We start from the raw sequence: 25,351 nt of genomic DNA, 5'->3' as shown, positions 1-25,351 counted from the left end.
TGGGTTAAACACCAATGACAACGACGGTGACATTGTCACGGCCACCGTGGGTTTTAGCTGCATTGACAAGGGCGGTTGCTGCTTTTTCGACATTGGGTTCACTGAGGTAGATACTGATCACCTCGTCGGTGAGTTCTTCAGTTAAGCCGTCACTGCACAGCAGTAGGCGATCGCCCGGCTCTAGATCAATGGGTTGAATATCAATTTGGGTGAGGTCTTCGCGGCCTAGGCACTGGGAGAGGACATGGCGCCACGGATGCTGCCGCGCCTGCTCAATGGTCAAGCTACCCAGTTGTACGGCTTGGGCAATCCAAGTGTGATCGCTGGTAATTTGCTGGAGTTGGTCTTTGCGCCAGCGGTAGATGCGGGAGTCGCCCACATGGGCGCACCAAGCGCGATCGCCCTTTTCATCAACGAGAACCACCACAGCCGTTGTCCCCATATCAGCACGGGCAGTATTTTGGCGTTGCTGCTCAACAATGGCCTGATTGGCAGCGAGAAAGGCTTGGCGGAGTAGGGTCACAGGGTCATGCTGCAGGTCTTCAAGGTGGGTTTCCAAGAATGCCTGAATATGTTCGACAGCTAAACGACTGGCTTCCTCGCCCCCAGCGTGCCCACCCATGCCATCGGCCACAATAAAAAAACGCTGATGCTTTTCGTCAACATAAAAAGCATCCTGATTGCTTTTGCGAATCAGACCACAATCAGTTAAGCCGGCAACGTCCATGACCCCCCTATGTTGGGCTGCTTGTTAAAACATTTTTTCATACTTATCGAGTTTAAGCATTAGTCGCCAATAGAGGATACCAAACCATACCGCTAATGCGGCTGCCACACCCGCCAAGAGGAGATACTGGTTCACGAGTAAAATTGTCGCCACTAAGGAAAAACTGCCAATAAGGACGACATAATTTAGCCCTAAGTTAATGTTACTCAGGCGCCGCAGAATGCGATCGCTCTCACTGGAACGGACGCGCAAGCGCAAATCACCATTTTCCAGTTTATCGAGCACCTCTTCAAGGCGACGGGGCAAGCCAATGGCACTGCTGCCCACTTGAGCCGCTTGACGACTCAGTTCAGAGAAAAGACTGCCATTACTGGGATCGGGGAAGTTTCCGTTGGTCATAAGTTCGGTCGCAAATGGTTGGGCAACTTGCATGAAGTTAAAGTCTTTGTCGAGTCCTTTGCCTACCCCCTCTAGGGTGGAAAACGCCCGCATCACAAAGGTAAAGGTGGCGGGAAACCGGAAGGGTTGGTCATAGGCAATTTCGTAGAGGTCATCGCTAATTTGAGCCACCGATTGGGCTTCAAAGGACTGGTTCATGAAATTGTCGAGGAGATACTGAATCGAGCGACGTACCGGCCCTAGATCGCCTGTGGGAACCAACGCTCCTAGCTCTACAAGGCACTGTACCACCTGTTCGGCATCCCGTTGGGCAATGCTTAAAAATGTTTTCAGCAATTTATCGCGAGTCACAGGTTGAATGCGCCCCATCATGCCAAAGTCGTAGAAAATCAGTTGGCCGTTGGGGCTGACGGCAATGTTGCCTGGATGGGGGTCAGCGTGGAAAAAGCCGTCATTAAGAACTTGATAGAGGTAGGCCTTGGCACCGAGTTCAGCAAGGCGTTTGCGGTCTAGACCCGCCGCTTCAAGGGCTTCGTAGTGGCTAATTTTAATCCCCGGTAGGTACTCAAGGGTGAGCACACGCCGTGAGGTGTAGCGCCAATAGACGCGAGGAACACAGGCCCAGTCGCGATCGCGAAAGTTGCGGCGGAAGGTGTCGGCATTGCGTCCCTCATTGAGGTAGTCAATTTCTTCGTAGAGAATGCGACAACACTCATCGTAGATGCCCATCCAGTCGCGCCCTTGCCCCCATTTGGGGTGGTTTTGAAAGTATTGGGCAATGCCTTTGAGAATCGCTAGATCAATGTCAAACAACTGCCGCAGGCCGGGGCGTTGGACTTTGACCACCACTTCTTCGCCTGAGAGCAGTTGCGCTTTGTGGACTTGACCCAGACTGGCGGCAGCCATGGGGATGGGATCAAAACTGCGAAACAGTTCAGGGATATGGCGGCCAAAGTCTTCGTAGATGATTTTTTCGACTAGCTCGTAACTAAAGGCGGGGACGCGATCTTGGAGCTTGCTCAGTTCTTCGACGTATTCGCTGGGGAAGAGATCGGCACGGGTGGAAAAGAGTTGCCCCAGTTTAATGAAGGTGGGGCCAAGGTCAAGGAAGGTTTCGCGAATCCAAATCGCTTGGGCACGGCGTCGCGCCGCACGCTTAGCATCAGTCATACCGCCCCAGTAGCTCCAAGATTTGGTGAGGAGCCAACGGCCAAAGAGAAATCGCCAGACAAAAAACCAAATATCAAAGAAGCGCCGCGTTTTTGAGTAACGCTCGCGATTCCAACGGTAGGATTTGCCGGTGGGCGTCAAACTGGCCGAAACTGGTGTGGACACACGCTTTTCCCTAGTGGGTGATCTCAACAAATTGTAACGAATCCCTAACGATACCAAAGAATAATAGGCTACAGGGCATAGCGATCGCGCCCCATGCCGAGGGCAAAACGCAGGGAATCGGGCAGGCTTTTGCTACTAGCGGTTAAAAAGAAGGTTAGCCCCAAGAGGCTAAAGACCGCCGCCATGCGAAAGATGAGGCGATAACCCAAAGGATCAATCAGCCCCCCCAGCACTGGCCCTGCCAAGGCCATCCCCAGATCAAAGCCCCCTAAACTGAGGCTGAGAACCCGTCCCCGCTCATCGGTGGTGGAGCGATCGGCCATCAGGGCAGCGACCATGGGAATCAGGACACCGCCGGCAAGACCTTCAAGAATCGCCGCCCAGAGGATATCCAAGGGGGTTTGGGCTTGAGCGAGGAGCACCATTGAGACCACATAGCAGGCAAGGCTGGCGGAGATAAAAATGCCCCTTCCCCAGCGATCGGAGGCAGAACCCGTGGCCACACGACCGATAAAGCTGGCGATCGCCGCCACGGAGTAAAACAGCCCTGCGGAAATGTCGAGCCGCTCAGCCGCAATAAACAGGGGAATAAAGGTGGCGATCGTGCCAAAGGTCAGCCCTACACTCAGCATCACCAAGCTGGGAATCCGCAGCCGTTCTGAAAGCAAGAGCCGCCAAAAGAGGGCTTTCTCTGGGCGAGACCCTCCACAGTCCTGTGGGATATTCACCGCCCGCACGCCTGCGGCAGCCATGAACCCAAGGGCAGCTAAGCTACTGGCAACCATGAAGACCAAGCTATGACTGTAGTTCATTTGCAGCCAACTGCCGAGACTCGGTCCGAGGGCAACCCCAATGGGATGGACAAGGCTGGTGTAGCCAATGATTTCACCGCGATGCTCAGGTGGGGCAATATCCGTCACCAGTGCCATGTAGCCGGTGGTAAAGCCAGCGATGCTCACGCCATGGAGAAGGCGCACCACAACAAGGAGGGGTAGGTTGTGGCTGACGATATAAAACAGGGGAGCGATCGCGGCCACCGCGAGGCCAATCAGCAGTGTAATTTTGCGTCCCCGGCGATCGGCCAGAGGCCCTAACCACGAACGGGAAGCAATCAGCCCCACAGCAAAGGCACCCATGACAAACCCCACCTGATGGGGCGTGCCCCCTTTCTCAGCAATGTAGAGGGGCAAGGTGGGCAACATTGCCGCAATGCTCGACCAAAACAAAAGGCCGGCTACGATGAGCCTCAACAGGGTTTGCCGCAAGGGTGGGGGTAACTTCAGCAGGAGAACCACGGATCCCCCTTGTTAACAAAACGTTACATTTTCTATTCTAGCCAAGGAATTAAAAGGGTAGCTCGCCCTGATCAATTTCGGGGGTAGTTGGTGTGCCATTCATTTGGCTTTTGCGTAGTCCCACGGCAATTTTGCTGTGCTTCTCAATTTGGCGCATCACTTCACGGGCACGTTGAATCACGATAGGGGGCAATCCGGCAAGGCGTCCCGCTTCAATGCCGTAGGAGCGATCGGCACCGCCGGGCTTGACTTGGTGGAGAAAAATAATCTCGTCGGGGAGTTCTTTGACCACGACTTGAAAGTTGGCCACATTGGGCAGTAGCGTTGCCAGTTGATTCAGTTCGTGGTAGTGGGTGGCAAAAATGGTGCGGGATTTGAGGGTGGTGGCTAGGTATTCTGCCACTGACCAAGCGATCGCCAGCCCATCAAAGGTGGCCGTACCGCGCCCAATTTCATCGAGGAGAACCAGGGAGCGATCGCCCGCATGGTTGAGGATATTGGCCGTTTCATTCATCTCCACCATAAAGGTAGATTGACCCGTGGCGAGATCGTCAACGGCACCCACCCGCGTAAAAATGCGATCGCACACTCCCAAAGTAGCACTGGTGGCGGGCACATAACTGCCCATTTGCGCCAGCAGTTGAATCAAACCCACCTGCCGTAGATAACAACTTTTGCCACTGGCATTGGGGCCTGTCAGCACCATCAAATCAGCGCTTGTACCGAGTTCCGTATCGTTGGGAACGAAAAACCCCGCTGGTAACATCTGCTCGACCACCGGATGGCGCCCGCCGTGAATCTGAAGCTGGCGATCGCGGGTCATTTGCGGTCGGCAATAGCCCTGATACAACGCCACCTCTGCTAACCCCAAAAGGGCATCTACCGCTGCCACCGCTGCCGCAATCTCACGAATCGTTGAGGCCTGAGCGGCCACCTGCTCCCGCAACTGCACAAAATACTGGTACTCCAGTTCAAAAAGATGGCTTTGAGCCGCCAATAGCCGTGCTTCCCGTTCCTTGAGTTCCGCCGTGATAAAGCGTTCCTCATTTGTTAGGGTTTGTTTGCGGATATAGTCATCGGGGACTTGGTTCAGCTTGGCGCGGGAGACACTCAGATAGTAGCCAAAGACTTTGGTATAGCCCACTTTGAGCGTGGTAATGCCTGTGCGTTGCCGTTCTTGGGCTTCTAAATTAAGAATCCACTGCTGATCTTGCTCAATTTGCTGGCGTTGCTGATCTAGTTCGGGGTAGGCACCCGATCGCAGGAGACCCCCTTCGGTGAGACTAATGGGGGGCTGATCCACAAGGGCTGCGCTGAGGGTCTCTGCCAATTGCTCAATTACGGGAGGAAGTTGAGCTAGGGCTTGGAGATAGGGAGATTCAGTGTCGGCGACCACCGCTGCTAAGGACACCAACGTGCGGAAGGAGTCCCGTAGAGCTGCTAGATCCCGTGCATTGGCTGTCCCTGAGCCGGCGCGACCGGCTAAGCGTTCAAGGTCATAGATTTCCTGAAGGTGGCGGTGCAGACTCTGACGTAGGCTACTATTGGCCATTAATTCAGCAATAGCCTCTTGGCGCGCCGTGATGTGCTCAATATCAAGGAGGGGTTGCAGGAGCCAGCGGCGTAATAGACGCCCCCCCATGGCGGTTGTGGTGCGATCGATCGCCCACAGGAGCGAGCCTTGGAAGCTGCCATCGCGGACAGTTTGCGTCAGTTCTAGATTGCGGCGGGTTTGCGGGTCGAGAAAGAGATACTGGGCGAGGGAGTAGGTACTGAGGTTTTGCAGGGGCACCGGTTGTTGGCGATGGGTTTCATCCAAGTAGGCCAAGAGGCCACCGGCCGCCCGCATAGCAAGGGGCAGATGCTCACAGCCAAAGCCTTCAAGGGATTTGACCTGAAAACGTTGACACAGGCGTTGGCGTGCTTCCGCTGCCTGAAAATCTTGGGGCGATCGCAGAGTGTAGCACCACTGGGGCGGCAATTCAGGGGGCAATTGATCCTGAGCTTCACCCGGGCGCAAAACGCGATTAATGTCTGGAGCCTGACTAGGCAGGAGAATCTCTGCAGGTTGTAAGCGGTTGAGTTCAGCAATTAACTCGGCGCGATCGCTGCTTTGGGTGGTACAAAACTCCCCCGTCGAAACATCGGCATAGGCCAATCCCCAATGGCTCCCAGAAAGCAGAACAGCAGCTAAAAAATTATTGCGGCGCGGTTGGAGCAGTTCTGTGTCCAACACCGTTCCTGGCGTAAACACTCGGGTCACTTCCCGCTTCACCAGTCCTTGAGCTTGGGCGGGGTCTTCCACTTGATCGCAGATGGCAATGGCGTAGCCCTTTTCAATAAGGGTGCGGCAATAGCGTTCAAGGGCATGGTGGGGAATGCCAGCCATGGCCACCCGGCCAACTTCTTTGCCCCCCTCTTTACCGGTGAGCACCAGTTCCAGCTCGCGGGCAACGGTGCAGGCGTCTTGAAAAAAGGTTTCGTAGAAATCGCCTACGCGGTAGAGCAGCAGCGCTTGGGGATAGGCATCTTTGAGTTCAGCATAGTGCTGCAGCATCGGCGTCAACAGCGATCGCTCCACCTCATCGTGGCGCACCTGTAGACCAGGGTTGCGTCCTAAGCGCAGGGCAGGGGACTCAGTCTCAGAATGGGGCAGCGGGCGATCGTCGGACATAGCAACGTCACAACTTCCTGTGGTGTGCTCCAAAGGGACTTTATATTATAGTTTTCCCTATCGTGGCGTAGCGCACCTAATACTCATCTCCCGTAGTCTCCATGAAGAGCCACTCTGCCAGTCCCGGACTATGTTCCCCAAGGATGGACATTGCCTCTTGAAAGCGGCTACGTTGCACATTGGCCTTGCTGATGCGTTCCGGATACGTAGTCATCAAGAGATAGGGTTGGCTTTCGCTGGATTGGACAAAGGTTTCCACACCAGTAACAAGGGGATGGATTTCAAAAAAATGGTGGAGCGTCATTGCTTGATTCAGCATTTTCGCTTCGACAAGACCCAAATAACGGGTGAGGGTATCCCAAATGGCCTCATCATCGCAGCGGAAGCTGACCTCGACAAAGTAGCGCATCCCCACCTCACACGCCTCTGTGGCTATCTTAACCGTTTGTATTGATCTTATTGTCAAGATGCTTGGGGTGACTGCTGGACAAGCGGCGGCTCTATCCCCTATTGGTCAATGACTCGCAGAATCACCAACGTCATATCATCGCTGCGCCGGCCATTGGCATTGGTAAAGGCATCAACGGCATCGAAGATGTAGTCTAATAAGGCCTGAGCGCCCAAACCCTTGGCACAGCCCTCTTTGAAGACTGCTGCGAGGCGCTCTTCCTCAAAGCGTTTACCTTTCGGATTATCGGCTTCTGTGATGCCATCCGTGTAGTAAACCACCGTGTCGCCGGGTTGCAGTCGCACTTCTGCCTCTTGATATTGGCTGCGAGTATCCAAACCAATAAGCATGCCGTAGGTGTCTAGCCGATGGATAGTCCCCGTTTCAGCCCGCCACAGCAGGGGGGGAAGGTGAGCCGCATTACTGTAGGCCAAGAGCCGGGTTTGGGGATTGTACTCAGAGTAAAAGAGGGTAACAAAGCGATGGGAGCTTTCTAAATCCGGCTGCATCGCCCGATTGAGGTGCTGCAAAATTCGACTGGGACGGTGACCATTGAGGGCTTCTGCCCGCAGCATGCCGCGGGTCATGGTCATGATCAATCCGGCCGGTACCCCCTTACCCATCACATCCCCAATGGCAATGCCCCAACGGCCTTGCTCGATCTCCTTTTGATCACCGAGGCCATAGGTAATGGGGATAAAGTCATAGTAGTCTCCCCCCACCCAACTGGCGGTGCGACACTCGGCGGCTAGCTCGAGGCCGTGGATTTTGGGGCAGCGGTGGGGCAAGAGTCGCCGTTGAATTTCTGCCCCAATTTCCAGTTCCCGATCCAAACGCTGGCGATCGCGCAACTTCAGAGCCAACTCATCATTGGCAATGGCCACGGCTGTTTGATCCGCGATCACCTGCAACAGTTGCTGCCGTGTTTCATTCCACTCGTATTCGGGTTGCTGACTAAAAACGTAGAGCCGCCCCCGCTCCGTGAGTCCCGAATCCTTGACGAGAATCGCCGTGCCGTAGAACTGAATGCCTTGGGGGAGACGTTCTCGCAGTTGCTGATCCAAAAGTTGCTCAAGCCGAGGACAGCTGATCTCGCGATCGCTCCCCGCATCAATTGCAGCCATACCAACGCTATTGGCAAGGGTGCGGGTGGCCGTTTCTAGGGCGGCGCGAATATTGGGACACTGATCGCTGGCGTGACAATGGAGTTGTTCAAGACGAGCCTGACCATCGGCGCGAAATAAAACCAGGGCCGCGGCCTCCGCCTCCGTCACGCGGCAGGTAATCAGCGGGATCAGTTCAAAAAATTGATTCAGGTTGTTGAAACTCCGCAGCGCAAAGCTCAGGGAGGCCAATAGCTCCTGAATTTTACTATTTTCCCGCTGTAACCGCGACACCATTTCCTTGAGGGCGATCACAGGGCTAGAGGAGGTCGTAGAGGATGAGGGGAAGGCAGGTGACATGGTAAGTTACGCCAGCAAAAGCGTCAATTGACTCTACAGCGTAGCGCAAAAAACGTCAAGATGAAAGGATTTAAGATTTTTTATGGAACTTTTAGAGCAGGCCGCCAGTCACCATGCCGTTGCGATGGTTGAGGGTCATCAGCGTCCCACCAAGGGCGATCGCCCCTCCCAAGCCAATGAGTACGGGTTGCAGCCCCCACCACGTCTCCGCTAAACCAACCACCGCCAAGGGCACACTGAGGGCAATATTCACGAGGTTATTTTGCAGGCCAAAAATCGCCCCTCGCTGTTCGGCTGGGGTCATCAGTTGAATTAAGGTTTGCATTGGAATCGCCACAAAGGCGGCAAAGAAGCCCAAACCAATGATGTAGCCCATGCTCCAAGCCAAAGAATCTAGACTCAAGGACAGACCAACAAACATGCCCCCCATACCCCAACAGCCCAATAAACTCGACCAGCCGTAGGCAAAGTGCTTGCCCACTGTATTCAAAAGCAGTGCCCCTAGCCCGAGTCCGCCGGCCGCAGCCGCCAAAAGAAACCCAAATTGATCCGTATCGAGGCTGGGTAAGACCTCCGCAAGGCGCACCACCAAAACCGACATCGCCGCGACAATGGCAAACAGCAGGATGAGTTGCAGCAGGGCAAAACGCAGGGCTGTATATTCCTGCAAAAGCTGAAGGCCTTGGCGGAGTTCTTGCCACACTTGACGATAGCGGCTTGGTGGCAGATGACACTGATCCGGTGGCCGCAGCAGCATGAGTAGGAGTGCTGCCCCGCCATAGCAGGCACTGACAAAGACAGCCCCACCCCACTGGGAGTGCCAGTGGCTCGCAAGATTCAAAAGCGGCTCACCCGCAGCGAACCCCACCACGAGAGCAGCCATCATCGTCAGGGTATAGAGGGAGTTGGCCGACAGCAGATGGGACTTATCCACCAGCAGCGGAATGGCTGCCTGTTCTGCGGGGGCAAAAAATTGGGTTAAACAGGAAATCGTAAACGTGATCAGCAACAGCGCCATAAACCCAAACCATTGCCCGGCGCCAAGGAGAATCGTGATCGGAATCCCTAAGACAAGGAGGGCACGGTAGAGATTGGTCACGATAAGTACCTGTTTTTTCGACCAGCGATCCACCAGCACCCCCGCCACCGATCCGAGGAGAATGGCCGGAATCGTAAAGGCCACCATAATTGCTGACACCCAGCCACTAATACTCTGGTCTGCCGCTTGGAAAAACTCTGTAGTGAGGGCAATTACAAATACAAGGTAAATTTTGTCAGCCAACTGTGAGCAGACCTGCGCCAACCAAAGAGCAATAAAATTGCGGTTTTGCCAGAGGGGAGGCACCGGTGGTAGGGGGAGATCTATGCGAATGTCTTGCTGCTCAAGGGTCATGGCTGGGACACCGCAACAGGTGAAAAACAATGATCAAGGAGGGGAGGCACCTGCAGCGTTTGCTCAAGGTGAAATTGCAGGTACTGGCGCAATATGCGTTCAAGGAACAGCCAAACACTGAGGGGATAGGTCTCGGCTTGGGCAAGGAATTCATCCCGTGCCAAGGATGGGGTGGTGGGCAGTGCAAGCCATTGCCCGAGGCGCACTTCACTGGCTGTCAGTTGGCGATCGCCCCCCGAAGATCCCCTGTCGTTCCCTTCTTCTGTAAGGATAAAAACGCCACCGCTGGCAAAACTAAAGCCCACCCGCCAGTCGGTATCCGCTGCAGGCACAGCAATTTCGCAGCCACTTTCATGGCACTGGTACCATTCTGGGGCAATGCCCCCCAATCGCAAGATGCCCCACAGGCCGCGCACCAATAGCGCTAGGGCAGCGCGACTCGAAACCCCCTGAAGTTGGTCTAAGGTGGTACAGAGCCAATCAAAGAGATCCGGTTGAGGCTGCTGCGGATGGACTTGGTAGAGCACCACCTCACCGAGATATTGGGCAGCGGTCAGAGTGGTCAAGTGGCTGTTGAGGCCTTGGTAGGTGGCGACTGTTTCTGCTTGCAGAATGCGATCTAAATTGCGGCCAGGACTAATAAAAAGGTCATTGACGACAAACAAATCCACCCGTCCGCCCAGTTTCGAGCGGCAGCCACGGCTATGGGGGGCGACTAACTTCAACAGCCCGCGATCGCGACTAAAGACACTGAGCAGGCGATCGCTTTCCCCCAGGGGCATGGCCTTGAGGTTAATGCCAATTGTGCGGTAGGTGCGACCCATCCCAAGTATCCAGACAATAGCGGCAGATTGTTCGCCTATCTTTTAGCCTATCGCGGCCTGTCCCCTAAACAGTGATCAACTTGTTGCGGGCAAACCATTCCACCCCATGCTGGTTAATCTCTTCCCGTAGGGTTGCATTCTCAATACTGTGATAGATGAGGAGATCCACCCGTTGGGCAATGGGCAGTTCAGCGATCGCCTCGGCAAGGGCAGCTTGATCACTAAGGGTGAGGTTCTCGCCAAAGAGGGCAATATCAATATCCGAAGTTGTTCTGAAGGTACCGATCGCCCGTGAGCCAAAGAGGACGATTCGTTCTACCTTGGGATTGGCCGTTAGAGTGTCAATGATGGCTTTGCGTTTTTCTGGGGTGAGTCCGTCCGTCATTGTTGATATTTTTCCTGTAAGCAGTTGTACAGTTTCCGAAAAACAGGAGTCAACCTGTGTTTGATCAGTCGTTCCGCCTCTTTTGTCGTTTGCTCTTCGTAGGTATGGCTCAAGAGATTTCGCCTTGCCAAGGCATCTAGCAGTATCTCCGTGTCTTCACCGGCTCGCTCTAGTTCCGAATACTCCTCCTGAGCACAGGCGGTTTCTAGGCGGATTAGGACACGACCAAAGTTCTGCAACCGCTGTTGCCAACGCATCGCATCTCTATTCGTCATGTTTTATGAACCGTTGTTTCTTCGATTATCGCCAACGAAAGGCGGGGTCTAGCTCATAGCCGAACCGCGTCGCATCTACGGCTGTTAGGTCAATATCGCCAAGGCCATATTCCTGCCAGCGTTCTGTGACTCGCCGTGCCACCTCAGGATCCGATGTGAGGGGATCGCCCCAAGGATGGTCTGTTTCTGGAGGAATTTTCGTGGTGGCATCAATGCCCATGCGTCCCCCAAGGCCGATTTTTTCGCTGGCAAAGTCAAGGGAGTCAAAGGGGGTATCTCCCAAAATAAAGACATCGCGGCTGGGATCCACCTTGGAGCTGATCGCCCACACCACCTGACGCGGATCACGAATATTGATCTCTTTGTCCACAACAATCACAAACTTGGTGTAGGTAAATTGGGGTAGGGCACTCCAAAAGGCGAGGGCAGCGCGGCGTGCTTGGCCAGGATAGGCTTTGTCAATGGAAATAATCGCCGCCTTATAACTGAGGGCTTCCATGGGCAAAAAGAAGTCCACAATCTCCGGTACCTGCTGCCGCAGAATGGGTGTGTAAATGCGGTTGAGGGCAAGGGCAATCATCGCCTCTTCCTTGGGCGGGCGGCCACTAAAGGTGGTGAGATAGATGGGATTGCGGCGATGGGTCAGGCAGTGGAAATGAATGACGGGCGAATCTTCTACACCACCGTAGTAGCCCATGTGATCGCCACAGGGGCCATCGGGCAAAACTTCACCGGGGGTAATGGTGCCCTCAAGGACAAATTCTGCGTGGGCAGGCACCTCCAAATCAACGGTTTTGCACTTGGCCAAATGAATGCCCCCACCGCCATAAAGCCCGGCAAAGAGCCACTCCGACAAATCCACGGGAATTGGCGTTGCCGCCGCCATGATGATTAGAGGATGCACCCCCAAGGCCACAGCCACTTCTAAGTTTTTGCCACGGGCGGCAGCTTTGCGGAGATGGCGTGCCCCTCCCCGCACTGAAAGCCAATGCACGGTCATGGTGGTTGGGGATTGCAGTTGCAAGCGGTAAACCCCGACATTGGGAATGCCCGTCTCACAGTCTTTGGTAATGACGAGACCAAGGGTAATAATTTTGCCTGCATCCTTGGGGTAGGGGCGAATCAGGGGCAGTTGCCGTAGATCCAAATCGGGGGCTTTGATCACCACCTGCTGACACGGGGGTAACAAATCGCGACTCGGCTTGGCACGGACAACATCAAAGAGAATTTTGCCGAAATCAAGGGCTTGACTCAGGGTTTTGGGCGGCTTCGGCTGTTGTAGCTTAGCCAACTTTTCCCCTAGGGTTTCCAGGTCTAGGGGGTGTTCCATTTTCATGGCCCAGCACACCCGCTCTAGGGTTCCCAAGAGATTAATGGCGACGGGATAGGGGGAACCAATGACGTTTTCAAACAGTAACGCTGGCCCGCCGGCAGCCAACAGGCGGTTACAGATTTCCGCCATCTCCAGATCGGGATCAACGGGTACGGTGATGCGTCGCAGTTGTTGCCGCTGTTCTAAAAGCTGGAGATATTGCCGCAGGTCGTTCGTCATCGGGGATCAAAATCGCTTAATCTCTTTTATGTTAAGAATCTTTAGCCAATCGTGCAGGAAGGTCATGGCGGTTCATCCCACGGCGGTGATTGAGGCGGGTGCCCACATTGGGGAAGAGGTAGAAATTGGTCCTTTTTGCTATGTGGCGGCCACGGTGGAGATTGGACGCGGTACGCAGTTGGCTCCCCATGTCACTCTGTTGGGATATACCCGTCTTGGCGAGAACTGCAAAGTGCATAGTGGGGCGGTGATTGGCGATCTCCCCCAAGATGTGGCTTATCAAGGGGGGATTAGCTATGTCCACATTGGCGATCGCTGTACGTTGCGCGAGGGGGTAACCATTCATCGGGGAACCCAACCAGAAACCGTCACCCATGTCGGGCATGATTGTCTGCTGATGGCCCACAGTCATTTGGGTCACAATGTTTATGTGGGAAACCATGTGACGATCGCCAATAATACTTTGATTGCCGGGTATGCCCATGTGGGCGATCGCGCCTTTATCAGCGGTAACTGCCTTGTGCATCAATTTACGCGCATTGGGCGCTTGGCCATGCTCTCCGGCGGCACTGCCATTCAAAAAGATGTGCCCCCCTTTTGTATGACCCGCAGCCTGAGTACCAATACGATCATGGGCTTGAATGTGGTGGGTTTGCGGCGAGCGGGCTTTTCGGCTCAAGACCGACAGCTCCTCAAAAAGGCCTTGGATATTCTCTACCGCTCCCAATTGACCACCTCCCAAGCCGTTCAACACCTGCGGGAACAGTTTATCCATCCCCTCATTCAAGAGTTTTGCGATTTTATTAGTGCCTCAGAACGAGGGATTTGCCACTTTGTCCGCCGGGGAGAAGGGGGTGATTTGTCCTGAGGAGGATCAACTTTTCGAGTACGATCGCCCAACAGACGCTTGCTCCTATTCCCCATGGCTGAAGTGCTGTTATTATCCCTGATGAGCGGTAGCCTCGGTGTCTCAGCACTGCTTTACTATCAGTGGTGGGGCTGGCAGGAGCAACTCAGCCAACAACGCGATGAAGAAGAGGAACAGTTGACCACCTACCCCTCCAAAGAAGAACAGCGTCAAGTATCCCCCAAGCTGGGAGGTTGGGAATTCAAAATCCTGCGATCGCGCCGCAACCAATTTCATGATCCCGATGTCCTGCGCAAAGTCTGCCAAGAGGAAGCCCAAGGGGGTTGGATTTTATTTGAGAAGCTCGACGATCGTCGATTGCGCTTTAAGCGGCCCATGGCCCTGCGGGAAAAAATCAAGCCCAGTGCCAACTACGATCCCTACCGCAGCTACTATGGGTCTCGGTTTGAATGGGAATCTTTGTTGTCCGTGATACTCTTGATGATGATGGCAACCTTACCTGCATATTTGGGCTATCGCTTGGTTATTCTCAGTCAACGCTTAGCCCCACTGCCAACCACTCCTCCATCTGCTCCATTGCGTCCCTAAGGTGCCTATGTCCTCCCTGAGTTTGCTGAGTGTGGGCACAACCCTCCAAGGGGGAAAATATCGCCTCGATGCCCTTTTGAGTCAGGGGGGCTTTGGTGTCACCTATCGCGCCACCCACACCCTGCTCCATCAGCCAGTGGTGCTCAAAACATTGAACTTGCAGCAGGAACCCCCGAAGCGGATTCATGATCTGGGGGAGCGGTTTATCCAAGAAGCGCAGCGCCTTGCCCAGTTTAATCATCCCCACATTGTGCGCGTCAGTGATTGCTTTATTGAGGGGGGGCGTCCCTTCATTGTCATGGACTATATCCCCGGACGCACCCTTGCCCAAGTGATCCAAGAAGAAGGGCCGCTACCGGAAAAAACGGCTCTCCACTATATTCGCCAAGTGGCTAGCGCTCTTGAATTAGTGCATGAGCATGGGCTGCTGCACCGCGATGTCAAGCCCGATAACATCATGCTGCGGGACGGCACAGATCAAGTGGTGCTGATTGACTTTGGCATTGCCCGTGAATACACTGCTGGGGTGACGGAAACAAATACGGGATTGCTCTCAGCAGGTTATGCGCCGGTGGAGCAGTATTTACCCCGCCACCAATGGACGCCGGCAACGGATGTCTATGCCCTAGCAGCAACGCTCTATGCCCTTTTGGCAGGACGCCCTCCTGTGGCCTCGGTCTTGCGCGATCGCGTGCCTCTCGAGGATTTACGCCAGTTTCAGCCCAATCTTAGTCAGCGCACCATTGATGCCATTGAAGCAGGAATGGCTTTGGATGTCCGCGAACGTCCCCAAACGGTGCAGGCGTGGCTGCAACTGCTCATGGGACAGCCCGTGGCGCGTCAAACCACAGCAACGGTAGCGGTGATGCCGCAGTACCGATCCACTATCTTGGCAAATACTCAACCGGAGGGGACAGCCGTCGTTGCTCCCCCCAAACAACGCAATTTTTCGCCGTGGCTATGGCTGTTGGGAACGGCAATCTTTGGCAGCTTAGCAGGCATTGGCCTAGGGCTATTTTTGCGCAACCAACCCGTGGACACAGTCACCCCTCGCCCCCCGCGTCCTCAGGAACAGGAATTTCCACCCACCCTGCCGACCATTGTGCCACCTGTAGAGGTGACGCCCACCCCCACCCCGACACCGACGCCAGAGCCGGAACCCACCCCTACGGAACCGACGCCCACCCCAGAGCCAACGGAAACGCCTACCCCTAGCCCGAGTCCTGAGGAAACATCCCCAGAGCCAACGCCGACTCCTCCGCCATCCCTCTCTCCAAAACCCCCAAAGTCCCCAAAGCCCCCAAAGAACGCAGAGCCTCCCGTCGCCCCTCCCACCGCCGTTGAACCATCTCCACCAACACCTACGCCCTCACCGCCACCGACAGAGGCAATGCCCGAGGTGTCACCCCCCCCAACCAGTAACACTGAACCGGCCACCCCTTAAAGATTGGTTAGTTCTGGAGTGCTCGCAAAAAGGCACTCAAGCGACTAAAGACTCCCTGACCACGGGGTTTGCCTTGGGGCGTCAGGGCACGCTCAATGTCTTCACTACTGGGGCGTTGCTCAAATTCTGCTAGGCAGGTGGGGGCGGTTTCACCGTATTGCCAAATTTGCCACGGTTGCGGATAGCAGCGCCAGAGAATGATGGTTTCTGCGAGGGGACGAAGGTAGTAGCAGGGTTCAAGGGTGTTGAGAAATCGCTCCCGCAGCCGCCGACCGGCGTAGCCAATACCAACGACGGCCACATCCTGAAGCCTTGGGTTCAAAAGGATAAAGGGGCGATCGCCCGCCGTTTCACACATCTGCTCAATGGCATTGGCTTCTACAGGGGTTGGGGCAACGATGACAATGGCGCGATCGCTCGCTGTAATGGGTGTCAGTAGTTCATTCACACCCCGCACACTATAGGCAGTTTCACCCCATTCGCGACGGGCAAGGGCGGCAGATCCAGCATCGGCAAAAAAGACCTTGAGATCACGACCTAGTTCCTCAAACAAAGGGAGGTAGCCAGCGGCAAAGGCCATCGCATTGAGATCGGGCAACAGGATCTCGATTTGCAGGCGATTTTTACCCTCTTGAAGCGCCGCTTGGGTGGCCTGTTGAGCTTGGCTGAGGGCAGTCTCCAGACTATCGGGGGGCAGGATCGACATGGGTCTTAAGCGGAGACCTCACTGGCAACGGTGGCAAACAGGCGTTGTAGCTCTTCCACTAGGGTTTTCGCTTGGGCGAGCGTTTGCGGGGTCGTGGATTGTTCCAGTTGGGCAGCGATGGTTTGCATGGCAGTAATGCCAACATTGCCACTGGCGCCCTTGAGATGATGGGCATCCCGCTTGATTTGATCAACGTTTCCCTGATTGACCGCTTCCGCCAATGCTTGGAGACGCTCCTGAGCATCCTCGACAAAGGTTTGCAGCAATTCCATTTCAAACTCGCGATCGCCCCCCGAAAGGGCAGCCAAGTAGTCCCAATCAATTGGCGATGTCATCGATTCACAATTCCCCACAGGTTACTCGTCGTTATTTTAGCCTGTACCAGCCAAGGCAGTTCAAGGGTTAGGCGAGGAAACGCAAGGGGAGATTTGTAATAATTCTTAACTTCTTCAGCGTGGTCTGCCCCCTTGGCGAAACAGGGGATTCGATGGCACTATCGCAGTGGTGAGGCCAACAACAGCGGCAGGATTGAGGAACGATGGGCGATCGCGTGACGGTGGGGATTGTGGGGGCCTCTGGCTATGGGGGCGTCCAACTGGTGCGTTTACTCCTTGACCATCCCCAAGTGGAGATTGCATACCTTGGCGGTGAGGGGAGTGCGGGTCGCCCCTACACGGAGCTATATCCCCATTTGCAGGGTCGGGTGAATCTCACGGTGGAACCCGTATCCGTGGAGGTGATTCGCGATCGCGCCCAAGTGGTGTTTCTCTCGCTGCCCAATGGCATTGCCTGTAAGCTTGCCCCGCAACTCCTTGAGCAGGGCTGCAAAGTGCTGGATTTGTCGGCAGACTATCGCTTTCAGGATTTGAAAACCTACACCCAGTGGTACGGTGAACCAAGGGAAGATGAGGCTACGACCCGACAGGCGGTCTATGGGTTGCCAGAACTCTATCGCGATCGCATTCGCCAAAGTGCCCTTATTGGTTGTCCGGGGTGTTATCCCACCGCTAGCTTGCTGGCTCTAGCACCCTTGATCAAGCAGGGTCTGATTGAACCGAACACCGCCATTATTGATGCTAAGTCTGGTACCTCCGGCGGCGGTCGTCAGGGCAAAATCAATCTCCTGCTTGCGGAAGCTGACAACTCCCTTGCTCCCTACAGTGTTGCTCGACATCGCCACACGCCAGAAATTGAAGCCATTTGTAGCGAATTGGCCGGCCAAAGCGTCCTTGTGCAGTTCACGCCGCACCTTGTCCCCATGCCGCGGGGGATTTTGGCCACTGTCTATGCCACACTGCGGGATCCGGGTCTAGTGCGTGAAGATTTAATCACCATCTACCAAGCTTTTTATCGCCATTCCCCTTGGGTGAATATCCTGCCCCCCGGCCTCTATCCCCAGACGAAATGGGCATGGGGCACCAATGCCTGTTTTATTGGCATTGAGGTGGATGAGCGCACCGGCCGGGTGATTGTCATGTCCGCCATTGATAACCTAATGAAGGGACAGGCCTCCCAAGCGGTGCAATGCTTGAATCTAATGATGGGCTGGCCAGAAACGCTGGGCTTACCGCAGGTTGCCTTTTATCCCTAGGACTCAAGTTTCATCCTGTTCGACCAAGGGCAGGCGATCGCCCCGTAATAGCTCAGTGCTGCTTGCACTCAAAGACAATCCCATCTGCCATAATCCCTGCCCTAGGCACAAAGCCGCCAGAAAGGGAGCGGTACTCAAGCTTAAGAGTAACGTTGTCGGTGTCAAGCCAGCCATCAGGATTTAGGACTCATCACTATCTGAACCATCCGCCTCCTCATCAGGAGGAACATTGGCAAAGAGCAAGTCTCGGGATTTCTTCAGTTGCTTCCAAAGCACCTTAATTTGATTGTAGGCCTCCTCAGAGCTGATCTTACCGCCCGTTTCCAGACCACAAATATAGCTCACCCGTTGAGCAAATTCCTGCAAATTGGCATTAAAGGCCAAGTTTTGCGGCGTAAATGCACCATGGTAGCGGCTGGTGGGGAAGAGGAATTTTTCTTTGTCAAATTTCGGTGTGGGCGATTCAGACACAGGGGTAGCCCTTTGCCAATAAGGTTATCCTTATTCTAGCGACAATTTCTAGGGTTCTATGGCAGGAGTTGAGCAAAGTCTCAAAGCAGTCCAAGCATGTGCAATGGCCCTTGACCACTGATTAACTCAATGATCAGGGCTAAAAATCCCAACATTGCCAAGCGTCCATTCCAACGTTCGGCGGCAGAGGTCATCCCCCATTCCCAGCGCTCCTGAGGGTAGAGCTTCACCCGCTTGCGGGACTTATTCACCTCAGCAAAGGTACGCGGTGGTGCTGCAAGAGCATCCTTCACCAGTTGGGCAAGGGCACTAATAAAGCCACTGTGATCATTAAGAGCAGGCACGCGCCGAAAGACTTCAATGCCAGCCTCTTCGGCAATCTCGCGGTACTCGATGTCAATTTCCTGAAGGGTTTCAATGTGCTCTGAAATAAAGCTAATCGGAACAACAACAAGGGTTTTCACCCCTTGAGCGGCCAACTCAGGAATCACATCTTCGGTGTAGGGTTGCAGCCATTCCACAGGCCCCACCCGACTTTGGTAGGCCAACACATGGGTATTGGGGCGATTCAGGGCAGCCATGATGAGCTTCACGCAGGCTTCGATTTCCTCTTGGTAGGGATCCCCTGCTTCGGTGACATAGCTTTTGGGAACGCCGTGGGCACTAAAGAAAATCACGGCTTCGTCAGGGTTGGGGCATTGGTCGAGTTCTTGGCGAATCAAGTCCGCCATAGCCGCCACATAGCCGGGGTGGTTGTACCAAGAGGGGATCAGCGTATAGCGAATCTTTTGCAATTCAGGGTCTTGGTTCCACAAGCTCTCTAGGAGGCGAAAACTAGAGCCACTGGTGCTAATGGAAAACTGTGGGTAAAGGGGTAAAATCACTAGATCGCGAATTTGATCCGCTTTGATTTGGGCGATCGCCTCCTCGGTAAAGGGGTGCCAGTAGCGCATACCAATGTACAAATTGGCCTCAATGCCAATGCGTTCTAGGGCGTCTTTCAGGGCACGGGCTTGCTGTTCAGTCATGCGCCGTAGGGGGGAGCCGCCACCAATTTGGGCATAGTTGGCCTGAGAACGCCGGGCACGACTGGTGGAGATAAACCATGCAAGGGGCTTTTGTAGCCAACGGAAGGGCAGGCGAATGATTTCGGGATCAGAGAACAGGTTGTACAAAAAGGGGCGCACATCCTCGGGGCGATCGGGCCCCCCCAAATTGAGAAGTAGTACACCTGTTTGGCTCGCCATGCCCAAAATCACCTAAATCTTTTCGCGATCGCTTTCTTATTGTGACATACTCTCAGGATCTCAGGGGGAGAAAATCTCGCTAAGGTAGGGATGAGAGAATGCGGTTGATGTGTGCAAACGGTGACCTACGCAATTGATTTTGGAACCAGTAATACGTTGGTGGCGCGGTGGAATTATGCCACCCAAGCAGCCGAAGCGGTAACGCTCTCTGGACTCTCGGTGGGGTTTGGTGAGGTACCGGCGCTCATTCCTAGCTTGGCCTATGTGGAGGATGCCAGTGTTCCTCTGGTCGTGGTAGGGCAGCAGGTGCGCGATCGCGGCTTGGATGGGGTGGGCGATCGTCGCTTTTTCTCGCGGTTTAAGCGGGGGATTGGCGCCACCGTACAGGGCTATTTACCCGAGCTGGATGGCTGTTCTTTGAGCTTTGAAACCATTGGCACGTGGTTTTTGCAAGCCCTGTTGAAGGACCTGAAACACACTAGCGGCGGCGATGTCGAACAGGGGTTGATCTTCACCGTGCCGGTGGATAGCTTTGAAACCTATCGCAGTTGGCTGTTGCAGGTGTGTGAGGGGTTTGCCATTGAGCAAATTCGCCTCTTGGATGAACCCACGGCTGCGGCCTTAGGTTATGGCGTGGCCGATCGCCCGCTGATCTTGGTGATTGATTTTGGCGGGGGCACCCTCGATCTCTCCCTTGTCGAACTCAAGAGCGATCAACGCCAAAGCCGTCCCTTGGGATTTATTCTCAAGTGGGGCGATCGCCAGTGGGCCTCAAGCGACAACCAACGGCCTCGCACAGCGCGGGTGATTGCCAAAGCAGGCTTGAATTTAGGGGGCACGGATATTGACCACTGGATTGTCGATGAGTGGGTAAAACGCGGCATGACCGCCAATAGCCTACTGCTGCGCCTTGCCGAGCGCTTAAAAATTCAACTCTCGCAGCAGCCCTATGCCCAAGAGGTGTACTTTGACAGCGAAACATTTAACACCCTAGAGATCCGCCTCGAACGCTCGGAACTGGAGGAGCTACTCCATCAGCAGCAATTTTTCCAACGTCTGGATGATGCTCTCACCCAAGTGCTCCAACAGGCACGCCGCCAAGGCATCACCCCCGACACGATTGATGCGGTGCTCCTAGTGGGGGGGACAACGCAAATTCCCGCAGTGCAAAAATGGGTTGCTGAGTATTTTGAGGCCACAAAGATCAACGCCCAACAGCCTTTTACAGCGGTGGCCATGGGTGCTCTAGCAGTGACCCAAGGGCTGGATGTCAAGGATTTTCTCTACCACAGCTACGGCATTCGCTTCTGGGATGCTAAGCTCAACCGTCATGGCTGGCACCCCATTATCCAGCGGGGACAACCCTACCCCATGGGCGAACCCGTGGAATTGATTTTAGGGGCCTCGACGGAGGGACAGCCCAGTATTGAACTGGTGATTGGTGAATTGGGGGACGAGCAAGGGGGTGTGGAGATCTTTTTTGATGGCGATCGCCTGATTACCCGTAGTGCCGGTGAACGCACGGTGCAGCCCCTCAATGACACCCCCCAAGGCAAAACCCTCGCCAAGCTGGATCCCCCTGGCTATCCGGGGAGCGATCGCATTCGGGTCCTCTTTCAAGTGGATGGCGATCGCCAACTGCGGGTTACCGTTGATGACTTGCTCACCCAAGAGCGTCTCATCAATAATCAAATCGTCACCCAATTGCGTTGACCGAATTGCATTGTGGCTTCCCATTCGCTACCCCAAACTACTGCCTATGTCCGCATCATTGCCCAAAGTTGGCAAGAGGGTCACATTCGTGGCCACGTCTGCGCCAGCGAGTACCAGTGGGAATTTTGCTGGCAATTCAGGGCGAAAAAGCTGCAAATCTCCCCAGCCTTTGGGCGTGCTCTGATCAAAGAACCCTTGGGGCGGTTTCTCGAAGCCCAAGACTACCAATTAGAGCCGGGGGGTGATTATGAATTTGTTGTCCGTGCCAAGTTTTAGGTGCGTTCCGCTGTGCCTAAGCTACAATCAGTGAGGAAACCTGTGCTGATATTGCCAGATAGCCTATGTTCTTGAGCGAATTAGCGCCCCTTGTCAAAGAGTTGAGCCAAAAACCCGTTGCCTTTATGGGCGGCTTTGTCTCTGGATTGTTGGGGTTGAGCCTTGATCAAAAGCCAGTCAGCGATTGGCTCAAGCAGTACGGCGACTATCAGCCCCCCAGCCCGCCGCCACCCCCCCCCAGTGACTTCAAGAGCATTCGAATTGAGTAAGGACACGAGCCACTGCCTGCCGTTGATCCCGTAGGGTCAGCCAGCGGTGGTAGGTTTGGGTATGAATCGCCACACTGTGTCCCATCATCCGTGCGGCAACGGTATCGGGTAAGCCATAGTGAATTGTGCGCACCGCCCACGCATGGCGCAAGTCATAGGGACGAAAGGGCAAGCCGTAGCGACGGAACTGTTGATTTACCCGCTGGCCAATGCGTTGGAGGGTTGTTTGGGTCAAATCCGTATTGATCCTCGGCAACTGGGGCGATCGCAAGCCAAACACCTCAACCCACTGGGGAGGAAAGGGCCACACCTGATGGCAACCTGTTTTGGTGGTTTCCTGCACCTCGATCATCCCTGCCGGGTCACCTGTGACGAGCCCACTTAAATCGCAGAAGAACACTTCATGATTGCGCAGGCCATAGGCCGCCATCAAGCCATAGACATAGCGCCACTGGGGATTGGGAATTTGCTGGTAGGCGGCTAGAATCTCCTCATCACTGGGTAACTCCCGTGGTTGGAGCGATCGCCGGGAATAGGTGCCCCAAAACTGAGCTAGGGGAATCGGTAACTCCACCCCTAGGAACCGACAAAACCCTTGAAAGGCGGTACAGGCCACCTGCCGTTGTCGCTTATCAGCGGGGATTTGCTGCAACAGGCCATAGATCAGTTCTGGTAATGAATGGTCGGGATGGGCAGCGGCGGCTTTGAGCAACTGACGCAGATAGGGCGCATAGGCCATCTCCCACGTGGTGCGGCTGCGATCTTGAGCCAGGAAGGCCGTTTCAAAGGCGGCAATTTGCTCTCCTAGGGATAACTCGCCCAGACGCCCTAAGCCCTTGACCCGTTCATAGTCCTGCCAGCGAAAGGTGTTTTCTAGTAATTTGGCGGCAATAATTTTGGCTTCTCGCTCTGCCGCCTTGAGGCCGCTGGGGGTGGCGGGTAACCCTAGACTTAAACGCTGTTGGTGGGGGCGGAGCCGATGGCTGCCCGGTCGTGGCGGCAGGGTACCCCTCAGGCTGAGACGTTGGCCGCGTTGTTCAATTTGCAGACCCAACTGCGCTAGTTTGAGGCGTTGATTGACCTGCTGAAGTTGTTGGTCAAGTTTCTGAGGGGACGTGGCCATTGCTGAGGGACTCAGAACTCAACTCGCTGCCGAAATGACCAAAACTGCGGCGAGGACGTTTTTTCCAAGGAATATCGAGAACCCCCGCTTGGGAGCGGCTACGACTGGACTTGTGCTCAACTTTGACGGGGCGATAGTCCGTGAGGATGCGCAGGCTATTCAGTTCGGCCAAGAGGGTGGCGCCATTGCTAATCAAGACGGCAATCACGGGGTGCAAGCTCAAAAAGACCCCCGCTAAAACCACACTGACATTGGGAATGACCACAAGGGCGATATTTTGATTGATAATGTTCATCACTTCTTGGCTGAGGGCGATCGCCTGCACCAGTCCCTCAAGGCGATTATTCATCAAGAGAAGATCTGCGGTTTGCCGCGCCGCATCACTGCCTTCAGAAAGGGTAATGGAAATATCAGCGTAGGCCATTGCTGCTGTATCATTGAAGCCTTCGCCCACATAGGCCACGACTTTTTCGCCACCATTTTTAAACTTCTCTAGAAGTTCAACTTTGTCCTCTGGCATTTTATTGGTATAGATTTGACCAAGACGAAAGCCAGTGGCATAGCCCACCGCATTGGCGACTTCGTGGTGATCTCCCGTCACCATATAGCACTCAATACCCCGCTGTTGCAGAGCGGCAATCACACTAGCGGCTTCAGAACGCACGGGGTTGCTATAGAACACCAGTGCCACCAGTTCACCATTACAGGCAACACAGACAAGGGAGCGGTTCCAAAGCACGCCTTCATGGGTGCGCAGTTCATCAAGATCAATGGGCACTTGGCGATCGCCCATCCATTGGGGTGTGCCCACCAAAATCTCTTGCCCCTCGACGGTTGCCGCAACTCCCTTACCCGGTTCATAGACCCAGTTGCTATAGGTTCCCCCCTCAATCCCGCGTTCAGCCGCATACTCAAGGATGGCAAGGGCAAAGGGGTGATTGATTGACTGTTCCACAGTTGCCAGCCAATAGAGCAGCGTTTGTTCACTCAGGCCGGGCTTGAGGAGATTGACCCCCACAATGGTTCCCTTCACTTCCGTCAGTGTGCCGGTTTTGTCAAAAACAATGACATTGACTCGTGAGAGGAGTTCGAGGGCGCGGCCATTGCGAAAATACACCCCGACATGGGGCGCATGGGTGAGGGCTGCCAAAATTGCAGTGGGAATAGTAATGCCAATCCCTGAGCCAAAGTCCAATTGCAGAGGGGCGATCGCCCGATGGGCATCCAAGGTGACCCCATAAACAATAGCAGCCACGCCCATTGCGGGCAAAATGGCTTGGTTCGAGATTTCCTCAGCGTAGTTTTCAATGCGAGTATCCAGTTGCGGCGCTTGGCGAGCCAGTTGCAGCGCTTTGCCCACCTGCGTCTCTTCACCAACGGCTTCAGCAACAATGCAAATTTGTCCCCGCACCACAAGGGAAGAGGCCAGCACCGTTTCTTCAGGTTCACAGGGCAATAGATCCGACTCTCCCGTGAGAAACTGCCGCTGAATCACGGCGGATCCCCAGAGCACGGTACCATCCACGGGCACCGCGGATCCGGCGGCCACAATCACGCGATCGCCCACCTGTAGCTCGCGCACAGAGACATTTTGGCGAGTGCCGCCCCGCTCTACCCAATAGGTGCGCTGTTGATCGAGGGGGTCAAAGACTTGGTTTTCCCCCACTTGAGCGGTCATATCCCGCAGTGACCCCCCCACTTGACCCATAAAGGCAGCTAACACCGGCGCCATGTATTCCCCTTGCAGCGTATGCAGAATCGTCCAGAGGGATTCCAGTTGGGTGACGTTGAGATGGCGGTGTTCGAGGCTCTCTAGGGCTTCTTGGAAGGTGGGCAGTGCCACAATCACAATCACAGTGGCGACAATGGCAGGGTAGAAGGGGGTTTGTACTGGTAGTAGCGCCACGATCGCCAGCGCCAAGGTGGGTAGCGCCATTTTCTCGATAAAGTAAGCGGTGTTCCAAGGGGAGTACACCAACTTATCAATGGGCAGCATCCCCGGTAAGGGTAAACGTTCATCTGCTGCGGCCTGAATCAATTGGCCAAAGCGGTGAAGGGGATTGTCAACTTCGGGACTGTATTGAACAATCAGGCTAGCGGCGGGCAAGTTAAGGCGAATTTGTTGCACACTGTCTTCTTGAACAAAGAGAGCTTGCAGTTGCCGCCCATAGCGATCGTCATATTGCAGGCGGGGAATCCGCAACCGCACTCGCCCCGGTAAGTGATGCACCACTTCGTAATGAACCCTTGCTGGCGGCGGGGAAAGCACAGTTGCAGTCATGATC

The 25,351-nt window shown here is 54.7% G+C and carries 25 protein-coding genes; 7 read left to right on the top strand and 18 right to left on the bottom strand.

The features are described 5' to 3' along the window. Nucleotides 1-4: 4 nt before the first annotated feature. From RHH53_RS08680 to RHH53_RS08630, 11 genes are all read right to left on the bottom strand, one after another. Complete coding sequence (locus RHH53_RS08680; RefSeq protein WP_302676141.1) at nt 5-727, bottom strand: Stp1/IreP family PP2C-type Ser/Thr phosphatase; 723 nt, start codon at nt 725-727, stop codon at nt 5-7. Between the two features lie 24 nt (nt 728-751). Next, on the bottom strand, nt 752-2,461 hold the full coding sequence (locus RHH53_RS08675) for an AarF/ABC1/UbiB kinase family protein (protein WP_302676140.1): 1,710 nt from the start codon (nt 2,459-2,461) through the stop codon (nt 752-754). A 68-nt stretch (nt 2,462-2,529) separates the two neighbouring features. Next, nucleotides 2,530-3,756 carry an MFS transporter gene (locus tag RHH53_RS08670; protein WP_302678074.1) on the bottom strand — a complete coding sequence of 409 codons (1,227 nt, stop codon included), beginning with the start codon at nt 3,754-3,756 and terminating at the stop codon, nt 2,530-2,532. Nucleotides 3,757-3,805: 49 nt separating this feature from the next. Beyond that, nucleotides 3,806-6,430, bottom strand: coding sequence for a DNA mismatch repair protein MutS (mutS, locus tag RHH53_RS08665; RefSeq protein ID WP_310743684.1), 2,625 nt, complete (start codon nt 6,428-6,430; stop codon nt 3,806-3,808). A 76-nt stretch (nt 6,431-6,506) separates the two neighbouring features. Beyond that, complete coding sequence (locus RHH53_RS08660) at nt 6,507-6,839, bottom strand: hypothetical protein (RefSeq protein ID WP_206199824.1); 333 nt, start codon at nt 6,837-6,839, stop codon at nt 6,507-6,509. A 98-nt stretch (nt 6,840-6,937) separates the two neighbouring features. Then, on the bottom strand, nt 6,938-8,341 hold the full coding sequence (locus RHH53_RS08655; protein ID WP_310438207.1) for a PP2C family protein-serine/threonine phosphatase: 1,404 nt from the start codon (nt 8,339-8,341) through the stop codon (nt 6,938-6,940). 91 nt (nt 8,342-8,432) lie between these two features. After that, entirely contained in the window at nt 8,433-9,734 is a 1,302-nt protein-coding gene (locus tag RHH53_RS08650) for an MFS transporter (protein ID WP_310743683.1), read from the bottom strand. Next, entirely contained in the window at nt 9,731-10,558 is an 828-nt protein-coding gene (recO, locus tag RHH53_RS08645; RefSeq protein WP_310453686.1) for a DNA repair protein RecO, read from the bottom strand. Before recO ends, RHH53_RS08650 begins: the two co-directional genes overlap by 4 nt. A gap of 64 nt (nt 10,559-10,622) precedes the next feature. Next, complete coding sequence (locus RHH53_RS08640) at nt 10,623-10,943, bottom strand: nucleotidyltransferase family protein (RefSeq protein WP_302678071.1); 321 nt, start codon at nt 10,941-10,943, stop codon at nt 10,623-10,625. Then, a complete protein-coding gene (locus RHH53_RS08635) occupies nt 10,940-11,218 on the bottom strand; it encodes a hypothetical protein (RefSeq protein ID WP_310743682.1) in 279 nt (92 codons plus the stop codon). The genes RHH53_RS08640 and RHH53_RS08635 overlap by 4 nt, the downstream gene beginning before the upstream one ends. Before the next feature lie 25 nt (nt 11,219-11,243). Then, complete coding sequence (locus RHH53_RS08630) at nt 11,244-12,770, bottom strand: UbiD family decarboxylase (RefSeq protein WP_206199818.1); 1,527 nt, start codon at nt 12,768-12,770, stop codon at nt 11,244-11,246. A gap of 64 nt (nt 12,771-12,834) precedes the next feature. Here RHH53_RS08630 and lpxA point away from each other — a divergent pair, with 64 nt between their 5' ends. Genes lpxA through RHH53_RS08615 form a run of 3 tightly spaced genes read left to right on the top strand, consistent with a single transcriptional unit; the run spans nt 12,835 to nt 15,670 of the window. After that, nucleotides 12,835-13,638, top strand: a complete 804-nt coding sequence (gene lpxA / locus RHH53_RS08625; RefSeq protein ID WP_206199817.1) for an acyl-ACP--UDP-N-acetylglucosamine O-acyltransferase — start codon at nt 12,835-12,837, stop codon at nt 13,636-13,638. 54 nt (nt 13,639-13,692) lie between these two features. Beyond that, nucleotides 13,693-14,226: a hypothetical protein gene (locus tag RHH53_RS08620; protein ID WP_206199816.1), complete on the top strand. Its 534-nt coding sequence runs from the start codon at nt 13,693-13,695 to the stop codon at nt 14,224-14,226. A gap of 7 nt (nt 14,227-14,233) precedes the next feature. Next, nucleotides 14,234-15,670, top strand: coding sequence for a serine/threonine-protein kinase (locus RHH53_RS08615; RefSeq protein WP_206199815.1), 1,437 nt, complete (start codon nt 14,234-14,236; stop codon nt 15,668-15,670). Nucleotides 15,671-15,677: 7 nt separating this feature from the next. Here RHH53_RS08615 and RHH53_RS08610 read toward each other — a convergent pair whose 3' ends face one another. Next, on the bottom strand, nt 15,678-16,376 hold the full coding sequence (locus RHH53_RS08610; protein ID WP_302678067.1) for a DUF1995 family protein: 699 nt from the start codon (nt 16,374-16,376) through the stop codon (nt 15,678-15,680). A gap of 5 nt (nt 16,377-16,381) precedes the next feature. Then, nucleotides 16,382-16,711, bottom strand: a complete 330-nt coding sequence (locus RHH53_RS08605) for an Hpt domain-containing protein (RefSeq protein ID WP_302678066.1) — start codon at nt 16,709-16,711, stop codon at nt 16,382-16,384. Nucleotides 16,712-16,914: 203 nt separating this feature from the next. On the opposite strand from RHH53_RS08605, the gene argC reads away from it, so the two are divergent. After that, the gene (gene argC / locus RHH53_RS08600) at nt 16,915-17,967 is read left to right on the top strand and encodes an N-acetyl-gamma-glutamyl-phosphate reductase (RefSeq protein ID WP_310743681.1); all 1,053 of its coding nucleotides are present in this window, start codon (nt 16,915-16,917) and stop codon (nt 17,965-17,967) included. Between the two features lie 3 nt (nt 17,968-17,970). Here the strand turns inward: argC and RHH53_RS08595 are convergent, their stop codons facing one another. From RHH53_RS08595 to hemH, 3 genes are all read right to left on the bottom strand, one after another. Continuing rightward, entirely contained in the window at nt 17,971-18,141 is a 171-nt protein-coding gene (locus tag RHH53_RS08595; protein WP_206199811.1) for a hypothetical protein, read from the bottom strand. A gap of 6 nt (nt 18,142-18,147) precedes the next feature. After that, the gene (locus RHH53_RS08590; RefSeq protein ID WP_206199810.1) at nt 18,148-18,438 is read right to left on the bottom strand and encodes a hypothetical protein; all 291 of its coding nucleotides are present in this window, start codon (nt 18,436-18,438) and stop codon (nt 18,148-18,150) included. 80 nt (nt 18,439-18,518) lie between these two features. Beyond that, entirely contained in the window at nt 18,519-19,685 is a 1,167-nt protein-coding gene (gene hemH / locus RHH53_RS08585; RefSeq protein ID WP_302678064.1) for a ferrochelatase, read from the bottom strand. A gap of 120 nt (nt 19,686-19,805) precedes the next feature. On the opposite strand from hemH, the gene RHH53_RS08580 reads away from it, so the two are divergent. The 3 genes from RHH53_RS08580 to RHH53_RS08570 all read left to right on the top strand — a co-directional run bounded on the left by RHH53_RS08580 (nt 19,806) and on the right by RHH53_RS08570 (nt 21,943). Further along, complete coding sequence (locus tag RHH53_RS08580; protein ID WP_310743680.1) at nt 19,806-21,398, top strand: Hsp70 family protein; 1,593 nt, start codon at nt 19,806-19,808, stop codon at nt 21,396-21,398. A 12-nt stretch (nt 21,399-21,410) separates the two neighbouring features. Continuing rightward, nucleotides 21,411-21,674, top strand: a complete 264-nt coding sequence (locus RHH53_RS08575; RefSeq protein ID WP_302678062.1) for a DUF3146 family protein — start codon at nt 21,411-21,413, stop codon at nt 21,672-21,674. Between the two features lie 65 nt (nt 21,675-21,739). Continuing rightward, complete coding sequence (locus RHH53_RS08570; RefSeq protein ID WP_011058047.1) at nt 21,740-21,943, top strand: hypothetical protein; 204 nt, start codon at nt 21,740-21,742, stop codon at nt 21,941-21,943. Here RHH53_RS08570 and RHH53_RS08565 read toward each other — a convergent pair. Continuing rightward, nucleotides 21,921-23,066 carry a tyrosine-type recombinase/integrase gene (locus RHH53_RS08565; protein WP_302678061.1) on the bottom strand — a complete coding sequence of 382 codons (1,146 nt, stop codon included), beginning with the start codon at nt 23,064-23,066 and terminating at the stop codon, nt 21,921-21,923. The genes RHH53_RS08570 and RHH53_RS08565 overlap by 23 nt on opposite strands. Then, nucleotides 23,041-25,347, bottom strand: coding sequence for a heavy metal translocating P-type ATPase (locus RHH53_RS08560; RefSeq protein WP_310743679.1), 2,307 nt, complete (start codon nt 25,345-25,347; stop codon nt 23,041-23,043). Before RHH53_RS08560 ends, RHH53_RS08565 begins: the two co-directional genes overlap by 26 nt. Between the last annotated feature and the right edge of the window lie 4 nt (nt 25,348-25,351).

The organism is Thermosynechococcus sp. PKX82 (assembly GCF_031583255.1).
GTDB lineage: Bacteria > Cyanobacteriota > Cyanobacteriia > Thermosynechococcales > Thermosynechococcaceae > Thermosynechococcus.
This window is presented reverse-complemented; position numbering and strand designations above follow the sequence as displayed.